The 11,640-nt window shown below is 47.7% G+C and carries 13 protein-coding genes; all 13 read left to right on the forward strand.

Annotated features, from left to right (window positions below; translation table 11 throughout):
- The first annotated feature begins 86 nt into the window (after nucleotides 1–86).
- From ACKRDP_RS09680 to cas2 (ACKRDP_RS09740), 13 genes are read left to right on the forward strand one after another with little or no spacing between them, the layout of a single operon-like run.
- The gene (locus ACKRDP_RS09680; protein WP_409154569.1) at nucleotides 87–1,361 is read left to right on the forward strand and encodes a TM1812 family CRISPR-associated protein; all 1,275 of its coding nucleotides are present in this window, start codon (nucleotides 87–89) and stop codon (nucleotides 1,359–1,361) included.
- Entirely contained in the window at nucleotides 1,358–2,692 is a 1,335-nt protein-coding gene (gene cmr1, locus ACKRDP_RS09685) for a type III-B CRISPR module RAMP protein Cmr1 (protein WP_409154570.1), read from the forward strand. The genes ACKRDP_RS09680 and cmr1 overlap by 4 nt, the downstream gene beginning before the upstream one ends.
- Nucleotides 2,664–3,065: an HI0074 family nucleotidyltransferase substrate-binding subunit gene (locus ACKRDP_RS09690; RefSeq protein WP_409154572.1), complete on the forward strand. Its 402-nt coding sequence runs from the start codon at nucleotides 2,664–2,666 to the stop codon at nucleotides 3,063–3,065. The genes cmr1 and ACKRDP_RS09690 overlap by 29 nt, the downstream gene beginning before the upstream one ends.
- Entirely contained in the window at nucleotides 3,058–4,848 is a 1,791-nt protein-coding gene (cas10, locus tag ACKRDP_RS09695; protein WP_409154574.1) for a type III-B CRISPR-associated protein Cas10/Cmr2, read from the forward strand. The genes ACKRDP_RS09690 and cas10 overlap by 8 nt, the downstream gene beginning before the upstream one ends.
- A complete protein-coding gene (cmr3, locus tag ACKRDP_RS09700; protein WP_409154575.1) occupies nucleotides 4,829–5,827 on the forward strand; it encodes a type III-B CRISPR module-associated protein Cmr3 in 999 nt (332 codons plus the stop codon). Before cas10 ends, cmr3 begins: the two co-directional genes overlap by 20 nt.
- The gene (gene cmr4, locus ACKRDP_RS09705) at nucleotides 5,824–6,711 is read left to right on the forward strand and encodes a type III-B CRISPR module RAMP protein Cmr4 (RefSeq protein WP_409154576.1); all 888 of its coding nucleotides are present in this window, start codon (nucleotides 5,824–5,826) and stop codon (nucleotides 6,709–6,711) included. The genes cmr3 and cmr4 overlap by 4 nt, the downstream gene beginning before the upstream one ends.
- On the forward strand, nucleotides 6,708–7,079 hold the full coding sequence (cmr5, locus tag ACKRDP_RS09710; RefSeq protein ID WP_409154578.1) for a type III-B CRISPR module-associated protein Cmr5: 372 nt from the start codon (nucleotides 6,708–6,710) through the stop codon (nucleotides 7,077–7,079). The genes cmr4 and cmr5 overlap by 4 nt, the downstream gene beginning before the upstream one ends.
- On the forward strand, nucleotides 7,060–7,995 hold the full coding sequence (cmr6, locus tag ACKRDP_RS09715) for a type III-B CRISPR module RAMP protein Cmr6 (RefSeq protein WP_409154579.1): 936 nt from the start codon (nucleotides 7,060–7,062) through the stop codon (nucleotides 7,993–7,995). The genes cmr5 and cmr6 overlap by 20 nt, the downstream gene beginning before the upstream one ends.
- 16 nt (nucleotides 7,996–8,011) lie before the next feature.
- On the forward strand, nucleotides 8,012–8,710 hold the full coding sequence (locus tag ACKRDP_RS09720; protein WP_409154581.1) for a HepT-like ribonuclease domain-containing protein: 699 nt from the start codon (nucleotides 8,012–8,014) through the stop codon (nucleotides 8,708–8,710).
- Nucleotides 8,710–9,426, forward strand: coding sequence for a CRISPR-associated endoribonuclease Cas6 (cas6, locus tag ACKRDP_RS09725; RefSeq protein WP_409154582.1), 717 nt, complete (start codon nucleotides 8,710–8,712; stop codon nucleotides 9,424–9,426). Before ACKRDP_RS09720 ends, cas6 begins: the two co-directional genes overlap by 1 nt.
- Nucleotides 9,427–9,453: 27 nt before the next feature.
- Nucleotides 9,454–9,723, forward strand: coding sequence for a CRISPR-associated endonuclease Cas2 (gene cas2 / locus ACKRDP_RS09730; protein WP_409154584.1), 270 nt, complete (start codon nucleotides 9,454–9,456; stop codon nucleotides 9,721–9,723).
- Nucleotides 9,702–10,601, forward strand: coding sequence for a CRISPR-associated endonuclease Cas1 (gene cas1, locus ACKRDP_RS09735; RefSeq protein ID WP_409154585.1), 900 nt, complete (start codon nucleotides 9,702–9,704; stop codon nucleotides 10,599–10,601). Before cas2 (ACKRDP_RS09730) ends, cas1 begins: the two co-directional genes overlap by 22 nt.
- Nucleotides 10,582–10,830, forward strand: a complete 249-nt coding sequence (gene cas2, locus ACKRDP_RS09740) for a CRISPR-associated endonuclease Cas2 (RefSeq protein WP_409154587.1) — start codon at nucleotides 10,582–10,584, stop codon at nucleotides 10,828–10,830. The genes cas1 and cas2 (ACKRDP_RS09740) overlap by 20 nt, the downstream gene beginning before the upstream one ends.
- The last annotated feature ends 810 nt before the right edge of the window (nucleotides 10,831–11,640 follow it).

Below are 11,640 nucleotides of genomic sequence, written 5' to 3' on the forward strand. Positions count from 1 at the left end.
ATCTACATGGCGGTAATTTCTTACAATCTCCATAGGCTCTGGAGTGCAGGGATGCTATAACTTGCAACTTGCGTTAATATATTACCGTGGTGGAGGGTGGGAGAATACTTTTCTGGATATCTGGTGGCACCGCAGGAAAAAGAACGGTAAGATACGTATACTCTAATGAAGTCCTTGAATGTGAGCTTGCAGGTTGTGCAATAAAGAGACACTACAGTGGGGGTCTTAAGCTGGTGGCTTTCTTGCCCCACTCTCTGCCTGCAAACTCAAAGTATAGAGAAGAGGAGAAAGACCTCAGGGAATTGATAGACAGCCAGATTGACATCATTTACACCCCCAGCATCGGAAATCTTCACGGCTACACCTTTGAAGGAAGCTACCCATATATAAAGTTCTGGATTTTTCTCAATCTACTGAAATACTATCTGGAGGGAGGCTACAGGACTTTTTACTGTGACATCTCTCAGGGTCTGAATGTCTATGCGGACGCTCTCAAGGAAGCCTTCAGGCATCTCGTGGTGTTTGACAGGCTCATGCACTTCAGAGAGGGCAGTATAGAATCCTACATGGTATACACGGACCCAATCATAGGAGGGGAAGTGGAAAGGGCAAAGATATACGACGATGTTCCCATCAGGGTCAACGCATGGTTTGACAGTCCAGTTAAGAACACAAAGGACGAACACCTTTTATCGCACGGGCTCAATCGGGAACATATCAGACTGCTAAAAAGCTTCTACCGCACCTACAAAGCCCTCAAATACAACACGCCTCCGGTCATACTCACCTTTGGCTACGACCCGGAGGAGAAGGTGCAGAGAGCCATCAGCTCCCTGCTGGACAGGTATCTAAAGGAATACGACCCGGGATACTTTGACCCTGAGAAGAAGACCTACGAATACAACCTGCCAGAAAAACCCGATGAGAAAATAGCCATATTCCTTGCCCTTTCCCTTTACTGCGATATATCCCGCACCTTAGAAAGGGCAGGCATAAGACCAGAAAGGGAAAGCAGAGAGTTTACACTGGAAGACCTTGAAAAGTTTTTTTATATCTACGAGCATTACGGACTGTATGTAAACAGGGATTTGCTGAATAAGGACTTAAACAGGTTTGCAGGCATAAGAGCACAGTCGCAGTGGAATCAGCTTGGACACTTTGTAAACCAGAGCTTCAGACCAAGAAAGCCCGAGCAACTGAGGAACGACTCAGATGTAAAGAGAAACTTCTTTGCCCACTCGGGCATGGAAAACAACTGCGTATATGTCAGAAAAGGGGAGGATGGTCGGTTAATATTCAAGTATGGAGAGGAGTTTAACTCACTGATTAACGAGTTTGTGTATGACGAGGCAAGCCCATGAAGAAGCTGACCTTTGAGCTGGAGTTTATCACGCCGGCTTTTATAGGTGGAGCAGACCAGCAGGCAGAACTGAGACCCGCCAGCTTTGTGGGGCTTCTCAGGTGGTGGTGGAGGGCTCTCAAGGGACTGGATGACACAGAAAAGCTCTATAAGGTAGAGGTGGAGATATTCGGTGGGCACACCGAGGATGGTGCAAGGGCTGGAAAGGTGTGGATAAAACTGTCTGAGGTTTCTGGGAAAGACCACATAAGCGAAAGGCCGATGAAAGAAAAGTATAAACTTGATTGGGACTACGCTGGCAGAGAGGGTCTGAAGGGAGAACATGTAGGTGTGGGCTATCTCCTCTATTCTGTAAACATGAGAAGTAAAGAAAAAAGGGAGAGAGGTTTTCTTGAAGCGGGCTACCGGTTCAGGCTTACTCTCTTGGGAGAAGAAAGATATCTCAAGCCTGTGGTTGCCAGTCTCTGGGCTCTCGTATACCTTGGAGGTGTGGGCTCAAGGGCAAGAAGAGGCGGTGGAAACCTTGACTGCATAAGGGTTGAGCCAGAGATTGACTGGCTTAGCTTTAGTCCTGATGAAAAGCTGGGCAGATGGCTCTCTGAGAACCTCAAAAAGGCTATAGAGCTTGTGGGGGGCGGAAAGGATTTCTGTGCTGAGTATTCAAACCTCTCCTTTTCAAAGCTCCTTATCAGCAAAAGCGACTTTGATTCGTGGATTGAGGCACTGGACAAGGTTGGAAGGCACATTATGGAGTTCAGAAAACAGCACAAAAACAGGCTCTTTGAGATGGGCGCCTTTGGACTGCCCATCAGGCACAGCAAAGACCAGTTTTTAAAGTCTACAAAGTCTCAAAGGAGGGCTTCGCCCCTTGTGGTGAAGGTCATAAGGCAGGGAGACAGATACCGCTGGCTGATGCTGAGGCTGAGTGGAAGGTTCCTGCCAGAGGGAGAATCGCTGGACTTTGGTGGAAAAAGGGGCATGGCAGACTACAAAATACTGGAGGAGCTGAGAATACACCTGAGAAAACAGAATATAGCCACCAGCCTCAAACTCTCTGAGCCAGAAAGCCTGAGAAAACTTACAGAAGGGCTCATAAAAGCCTTTGACCCGCAGGCTATAATCCTCTTTGGCTCAAGGGCAAGAGGCGATGCAAGAAGGGACTCTGATATAGACATAGCACTGGAGATATCCGGCGACAGACCCATAGACACGGGCTCCTTTGTGGGCAACGTGGACCTTGTGGACCTCAGGAGGGCAGACCCCAAAATAAGGGAGGCGGTAAACCTTGAGGGTGTTTCCATCTATGAAAAGCAGGCTACAAAACCTGTATGAGGATTTTGAAAGAGCTATGATGGCTCTTGAAGAGGGTGTAAGTATGGCAAAGTCTGACCTTGAAGTGGAGGGTGCCATAAAGAGGTTTGAGCTGTGCTACGAGCTTTCATGGAAGCTGATAAAAGAGGCTCTGGCTTTTCTCGGAGTGGTCTGCAAAAACCCGAGGGAGTGCTTCAAACAGGCATACCAGAACGGGCTTATAGAAAATCAGGAAGCATGGCTCAGGATGATAGAAGACAGAAATGAGCTGGTGCATGTTTACAGCTTTGAGGGCTCAAGGGAAATATTTGAAAGGGTCAGAAAGGATTATTTTGGACTGTTTATACACTTGAAGGAAAGGGTAAAGGGCATGCTGGAGGGACAGGATGAATAAGCTACTCCTTTTTACCTTTTCGCCGGTGCAGAGCTTTATATCCCAGTCAAGGAAGCTCTCTGACCTCTTTAGCTCCAGCTTTATACTGTCATACCTTACTGAGAGGCTCGTTAAGGAGATTGAAAGTCAGAAGCTGGGAGAGGTAATATATCCCGTATACGACGAAAGCCTTAGGGACACAGACCTTGCGGGCTATCCCAACAGGCTGGTGGTGAAAACAGAAAAAGACCTGTGCGACAGGCTAAAAGAACTCTTTGAAAGGGTCTGGGAGGAGCTCTGCGAGCATGCAGTCTTTGCTCTTGGACTCTCCGGTAGGGAAAGGCTTCAGTTTGAAAAACACACGGGAGGATACTTTCAGTCCTTCTGCTACTGCATGGATTACATAGGCAGGGAGGGATGGCTTGAGAGAATGGGACTAAATGAAGTGGCGGACGCAGAGGATTACGGCTATACCTACGACCTGTTGGAAAGGTATCTGGGTGCTCTCAAAAGCTTTAGACCCTACGAGGGCAAGGTGGATGAGGAAACCTTTGAGAACAAGTATCCTGATGGTTGCACTCTGTGCGGGGAGCGTCCTGCTCTGGCTCTGGACTGGGATGAGCTGGGCAAAAGAAAGAGGTTTATGCTGGGTAAGGGCGAAAAGCTCTGCGGTGTGTGCCTTACGAAAAGGTTTGCCATGGAATACTTTGAGGGACAGAATAGACTGAAAAGAAAGAGCTTTCCCTCCACAAAGGACCTTGCCTGGGCGAGGCTAAGGTGTGAACTGATGAGGGATAGCAACGCAGGCAGGTATCTGGAATACATAAGGGCGGTAGAGCAGGCGGTCTGCCTTATTCAAGGGAAAATGGATTGCTCAATAAAGGACATAAATGCCGACTGGCTTGACCCTGAGGATGTGCTAAAGATGAAAAAGGAAGCACAGGAGCAGGAAGAGGAGCTTTACGGTGAGCTTCTTACCGCTCTTGAAAACCTCTACGACCCACACAGAGGAGGATACAGAAAGCCAGACAACTCCTACTTTGGTATTCTGATGGCGGACGGGGACGACATGGGCGTCTGGCTCGGATTGTCGCAGGATAAGAGGGGTAAAAAGCTCAGCGAAGAGTTTCACAGGAATTTTTCCAGAAGGCTCTCCGAGTATGCCAGAGAGGTCTACAGCCTTGCCAGAGAAAATTCACCCTTTGTAGAGCTTGTGTATGCGGGTGGTGATGATGTGCTGGCGGTGGGATATCCTACGAGCCTTCTGTCCTTTGCAAAGTGCATAAGGGATATGTTTTCTGAAGTCATGGGCTCTGAGGAAGCGACCATAAGCGCTGGCTTTGTTATAGGACATGAAAACGAAAACCTCAGGTTCCTTCTGGAAGAGGTAAGAAACGCAGAAAAGGAAGCAAAGAAAGCCGGCAAAAACCGCATATGCATCAGCGTGGTGCCAAGAAACTCACAACCGGTGAGATTGGTCCTTCAGTGGAATCATCTGGGACTCTTTGAAAGGATTGTCAACTACTTTAGAGAGGGGCTTCTTTCTCTCGGCATTCCCTATGCGGTCAGAGAAGAGCTATGGATATTCAGAGAAGAAAAGGCTGAAACTCAGCAGGACCTTATAAAGGCTCTTCTGAGGAGGGTCTTAAGGAGAAAAAGCAGGCTGAAGGGCGAGGTTGATGGGCTCATTGAAAGAATTGACGGGGCGGGCTTTTTGAGGAGCGTAGAGTCTCTGGAGTCACTTCTTTATGTGGCACGCTTTCTGTCCAAGGTGGAGGCGATAGATGAGGCTGTATGTCCTTGAGCCTTACGATGTGCTGACCTTTGGGGGTCTGAGGCACTTTGGTGCCGGAGAGACACATCTTCAGAGGAGCAGTTTTCCACCACCCATAATGAGGTTCTTTCACCTTTTTAAGAAAGTCTACGGCGTGTTTCTGTGGAAAGAGGGTCAGCTTTACATACCTGCACCCGCAGATGTGGTAAAGGAGAGGAAAAAGAAGGACAATTACGAGGTGAAGATTCTCAGGCTGAGTAGAGAAGGCGTTCCGCTCATTACAGGCACCGATAAAGCCTTTGAAACAGTAGGAAATGCCTTTATAAGTTACCAGCATTTTGTGGAGAGCTACTCAAGGGGCATGGAAAACATAAAAGTGTATCCTCTGGAGGAATTCATAAGCGTTGAATACAGGATTGGCATCGGTCTGGACAAAGACAGAAGGGTGGCAAAGGAGACTCTCCTGTATTCTCAGGAGTTTCTGAGGCTGGAAAGGAAGGAAAGGGAAAACAACCAACTGAAATTCGCAAGGGCTTACATTAGCGTGCTGGCAGACGGCAGGTGGGAGGATGCAGGGCAGGAGACCGCAGGTCTGGGAGGAGAGAGAAGGTTAGCCTTTGTGAAAGAGGAAAGCATAAGACCTTTTGAAAAACCCATTCAGATAGAAAGGGGCAAGACCTACAAGTTCTACTGCACCAGCCACCTTTCTGTGGAGGGTGGGCTCAGGCGTGGCAGTGCGTTGAAGATAAACAGCCTCAGTTTTGAGCTTCTTTGGCTTTTCGGTGGTGGGGTTGAGTATGTGTCGGGCTTTGCCAAGCCCTTCCTGCAGATGCTAAGACCGGGCAGTGTGCTTCTGCTGAAGGCTCTGGACGGCGGAGGGCTTGGATGTCGGCTCTGTCAGATTGAGGGAAAGCCTAAGGTTAATGTAAGAAAAGGAATAAGGTGGGACATGGATAATTTTCTGGATAGAGGATGGAACAGCGGAATACTTATGGAGGTAGAGAGATGAATAGAAGGACTTACCTTTTAAAGGTTCTCACTCCCCTTCATGTGGGTGCGGGGCAGGGGCTGTCGCACGTTGACCCGCCCATAGTGAGGGAGGTTCACACGGGCTTTCCCCTTGTGCCGGGTAGTAGCCTTAAAGGTTGTATAAGAGAATATCATCTCAGGCGCGTATGGAGAGAGTACTTTGCAGACAAGGGTGTGAACCTCTCTGACCTTGATGAAGAGGTAAGCAGTGGCAGGAAAAAGCTCAGGGCAATCAACGAAGATAGCTTCAAAAAAGACCTTGAATATATGCGTCAGGTCTTTGGAACGGCTGGGGAACTTGAGGAAGGCAACGCTGGAAAAGTGGTCTTTACCGACGCGAGGCTTCTGTTTTTCCCCGTCAGGAGTGTCAGCCACATATTCCTGCTCGTAACATGCCCCTATGCCCTTCAGAGATACGCAAGGGACACAGGGAAGGAAATAAGGGTTGAAAGTCCGAAGGATAGCGAAGCCTTCTGCTACTCTATGGAAGTTGCCATAGACAACAGGGTTATGCTTGAAGAGTTCGTCTTTGATGCAAAGCCTGCAGGCGAGGGTCTTGTAGGGTTTGTAAACTCGCTGGGTATAGAAGACAAGCAGAGGGTGGTGCTTGTGAGCGATACGGTCTTTTCTGAGCTTGTGCAGAGCTACACGGAGGTGCAGACCCACGTAAAGATTGACCCAGACAGCGGAACTGTAAAGGAAGGCGACCTCTGGACCACAGAATACCTGCCGGCAGAGAGTGTGCTTTATGTGAACTTCTTTGTGGAGGATGGTGTGGAGTTTTCGGCTCCCTCTGAGATATGGCTTGGTGGGGATATGACAACAGGAAAGGGTCTTGTGAAGCTGAGGGAGGTAAAGCCATGAAAAGCAGGCTTCAGCAGGTGGCAGGACTGGCTTATGAATGCGTAAAGGGGGTAAAGGGTAAGGGGTTTGAAGGTAAATACGCATCTCACGCAAGAAAGTTGCCTTCCATGATAGTTCACAACGGACTTTTGACCACCTGCGCTTTCATAAGAGCCAAGGCAAAGGATGATGGCTGGCAGGAGATAGAAAACCACATAAAGCTCTATCTTGAAAAGATGGAGGGGAAAAAGGTCGACAGCCTTGTGGAGTTCTTTGCCGGTCTTGACTTTGCCCAGTATAGACTTTACACCCAGAAGATTCTTTACTTTGCCCAGTGGCTAAAAAGACTGGCAGAAGGGGAGCTAAAGTATGAAGCAGAGCAGGATTAAAAACTTTTCAGAGTTGCCAGGCGGAAGTGTCCATTCAGCCGTCAAAAGACTTTCAGAGAAGTCTCGAAACCCCAATCTGGGTCTGCTATTTTACAAGCTCCTCCCCTTCTGGTTTGAGGTTGACGAGCTGGAGCGAGGCATAAAGTCCCAGCACTCGGCGGAGAGGTTAGCCTCTATTTTAGAGAAGGTCAAAAGCTACAGTATCAGGCTTCCAGCCGTCCCCTGCCAGAAGAGCTTTAAATTGAAAACCGCCTACAGGCTTGTGGTGGGCATGGGCTATCCATCACTCTTAGAAAACGGCTTTCTCTTTCATCACACCTACGGAGTGCCATACATAGACGGGGCTACGCTAAAGGGTCTTGCAAGGCATGTGCTTCTGCTGTCCATACAGGAAGCCCTGAGCGAAAGACTTGGTGAGGAGAAACCTCTTTCTGAGATTGAAAAGTTTTTGCTGAGCGAGGAGGAAAACTTCAGAAAGCACAGGTTCTTTGAAGAGCTAAGGAACAGAGAGGTTGAAATTGTCCTGAGCGAGCCTTCTGTAAAGTTCAAGGACGCCCACATAACTTTCAGAAAAATCTTTGGCACACTGGAAAAAAGAGGTCAGATTATTTTCTATGACGCCTTTCCAGAAAAATTTAGCCCAGACCAGCTTGAACTTGACATCATGAACCCTCACTATTCTGAATACTACCAGAGCAAAGGTCAAAAGCCCCCGGCGGACTGGCAAAACCCAGTGCCGGTAAAGTTTCTGACATTAAAAAGAGGAGTTGTCTTTCGCTTCTGTCTGGACTATGAACCCCTCGGAGAGCAAGAGCCCGAGCTTCCTGAATATGCTGAGGTTCTCCTGAGAACCGGTCTTCAAAACTTCGGAGTAGGTGGTAAAAAGGCAAAGGGCTATGGCTGGTTTGAGCCCTGAGGCATAACTTATAAGAATGCAGACAGTCAAAAAGGTTGAAAACCTCCAGAAGTTGATGGAGGAGCTTCTAAGCCTCATGCCCCTTCTTAGGGAGAAGTATACAGTCAGAGAACTTGGCGTTTTTGGCTCCTATGCAAGGGGAGAAGAGAGGGAGGACAGCGACCTTGACCTGCTTGTGGACTTTGAAAAAGAGCCTTCTCTTTGGGAGTTTATGGAGCTGGAGGATTTTCTGTCTGAAAAGCTGGGCGTTAGGGTGGAGCTCGTATCAAAGAAAGCCCTGCAGTCCAGACCTGCCATAGGGCAGAATATTCTTAGCAGTTATGTGCCAGTAAGAGAAGACTGGCAGAGCTTCAAAGATAGAGCCATGCAGGGCAGAAGGCGAAGTTACCATGACTATCTCATGGACATAATCAGAGAAATTAAGTTCATAAGAAAGCACACAGAAGGTATAGATTTTGAAGAATTCATATCAAACGACCTGCTAACGCATGCCATAACCCGAGCCCTTGAGATAATAGGAGAGGCGGCTAAAAACCTTCCAGAGGAGCTACTGAGAAACTATCCAGAGATAGACTGGAAAAAGGTAAAGGGCATGAGAGACAGGCTGGCACATGCCTATTTTGGAGTGGACTACAGCGTTGTCTGGAGAGTGGTAAAGGAAGACCTGCCTGAGCTCCAGAGGGTTGTGGAGAAAATGCTGAGAGACCTCAGCTGATGGAAGGCTTTAGGTTGCAAGCAGATATAAAGCTGAGCCAGAGCAGGCTTCCACTTCTTTTCAGAAACCGCCTCATGTCTGCCTTCAAAAGCCTTATGGAGGATGAGCTGTATGCTGAAAGGCTTCCAAGACCCTTTAGCTTTTTTCTGAGTTTTGAGGGTGAGCTCCATGGTGAGGATTTTGTCCTAAGAAAGCCGGTTGCAAGGCTCTACATGAGCTTTCTGGAAAAGCCCCTCGGCGAGACCTTTGCAGGCAAGCTTCTGAGTTTGAGGGACTTTCCACTGTCAGGGGACATTAAAATGAGCGTCAGCTCCATCCGGAGTCTGCCGGTGAAAAACATAAACAGCCCGAGGGTGGTCTTTCGCCTTCTGTCGCCTGCGGTTCTTGAGAGCAAAGAGAACAAGCCTATACTTCCCAGCCACGGAGACTTTCAGAACGAGTTTAACCGCTTCCACAGAAGGGTCTTTGAGCTTCTGGGCTATGAATACAGGGATGTTTCACTTAGGTTCCATTTCTGGAAGAAGATAGTCGTAAAGCATACGCTGAGTGGCTTCAGACGCTCTAGCGGTAAGAGGCTCATGTATCTTACAGGTTTTGTGGGCAGGTTTGAAGTGGAAGGAGACCCGCAGAGCCTCAGGCTTCTGTATCTGAAGGGCTGGGGCGGTCGCACCGGCGAGGGCTTTGGCTTTGTGGATGTGGAGGATGTCAGAATATAGAAGAGAGGTCAGTTTTATTTAAGTAATATGGAAAAAAGAGCGTGGGTCGTGGTCTATGACATAGGAGACCATAGAAGCAGGCACAGGGTAGCAAGGGTTTTAAGAACTGTGGGCTTTCACATACAGCGTAGCACCTTTTACATACAGTCCATGAGCCAGAGGGAAATACAGGCTCTGATAAGCAGGCTTGAAAAACATATAAACAGAAAAACTGACAGGCTTTTTGTTTACCCTGTGGAAGAGCTGGAGCATGCAGAGGGCTATCTGATAAAACCATGGGAAACCTTCATAATCTGAAAAGACCTCTTCTCTTCTTCTCCAATGGCTATAACCTCTCAAAAAAGAAGGGCAGGCTTTGCGTCAAACTTAACGGTAAAGAGCATACCTTTCCAGTCTCTTATCTATCAGCCCTCTTCCTTGTAGGCAGAGGCACCATAACCACAGAAGCTCTCACTATGCTCTCAAGGGCTGGCACAGGTCTGTGCCTTTTATCCAGAAACTTCAACCTAAAGGGCATCTTTACACCAGAGGACGAGCATAGTTCTGTGGTAGAGAGAAGGATCAGACAATACGAGCTGTGGAAGAGCCAGCGACTAAGAGTAGCTTCAAGGATCGTGGTTATGAAGATAATTGAGGTTGAGAGGGAGTTTTCTGTTAACCTTGAGTATATGAGAACCATGGCAGAAAGGGCGGACAGCATAGAGGAATTGATGGGCTACGAGGGGATTGCATCCAGATACATGTTTGAGTCCCTATCAAGGGAAATCCCGCAGTTTTCTGGGAGAAACTACAGACCGCCTAAGGACCATGTAAATGCTCTTCTGAGCCTTGTTTACAACATAGCCTACTATCAGGCAAGAAGCCTTCTGCTAACTCTGGGGCTTGACCCCTACCTTTCCTTTCTTCACAGTCGGAGAGGCAGGCATGCCAGTTTTGCCTCCGACATAATGGAACCACTCAGACCTTTCCTGACTAAACATGTAGTGGAACTCTTGAAAAAAGACACAATTACAACGAGCCACTTTATCAAAGATAAAGAAAGTCGCCTGCTCAACAGAGATGGAATGCGGATTTTCATCAACAGCCTTGAGCCAGTTTATCAAAAATGCCTTGACAGATTATGGGACACACTTCTTGAATTGATGGAGGTAGAGTATGAGGCTTGTAGTGTATGACTACACAGAAGAACGCATAAGGAAGAAGGTGAGAAAATCCCTCAAGAGGCATGGACTCCACGCCCAGCTGAGCGTATTTGAAACCCACCAGGACCCCACAACACTGAAAACCTCGCTACTGACAGAAAACAGCCCCAACTTCAGGCTCACTGTGTTTAGACTGAGAAAGAACGCACAGCCTATCAAAATAGGCAACCACTACGACGGAAGCGACCAGAGCGTCTTCTAAGGTTAGACTTACCCCTTGTGTTAACAGCAGATATGGTATAATATCTACGCTGAAAGGTAGAGTTTTGAGGGTTGTAAAGCAACCCCTGTCATCTTGGCAACTGAATACGGGTTTTTGTGATGAAAGCCCCGAGGCGTGCTTAAATTTTTCCCATTTGTGAATGATATTCGTGTCAATATTTTTTGTGAGAGCTGGGAATTTTGAGATTTTGGGTAGTTTTTCAAAACATTCATTTACGAGTGCCGGATAAAATCATGAGACAGAGCTATCAAGCACCATCTTAAAAACCAGAAATGATGCGTGTTTGCTCTCTTTTGATTGATACTCAGGTTCCGGAGGGCTATTTATGATTTATATCATGTCAAAAGTCAAAAATGAGCCTATTCTAATCCTTGATTTTTAAGGACTTGCAAAGAAGGGTTGCATTTTTATCTGACCCTCGGGGAGTTGCAACATAACCATAGCCCTATAGCCATAGCCCTATAGCCAGTTGCATTTTTATCTGACCCTCGGGGAGTTGCAACCCTGCAGGTAGCGTTTGACTTTGAGCACTTCCTCTGGGTTGCATTTTTATCTGACCCTCGGGGAGTTGCAACCTTATATCTGGTGGGATAATCCCACCCCAGAGGTAATGTCTGTTGCACTTTTATCTGACCCTCGGGGAGTTGCAACTAATCTGATGACTGAGTAGACATAGCTGTCCGTTATCCGGTTGCATTTTTATCTGACCCTTGGGGAGTTGTAAGCGTCAAATCCATCCAGTGCTATAATCCTCCCATGTCCTCAAAAGACAAAACCCTAAGAAGCATC

This window comes from Pampinifervens navoyensis (genome assembly GCF_046159715.1).
GTDB lineage: Bacteria > Aquificota > Aquificia > Aquificales > Aquificaceae > Pampinifervens.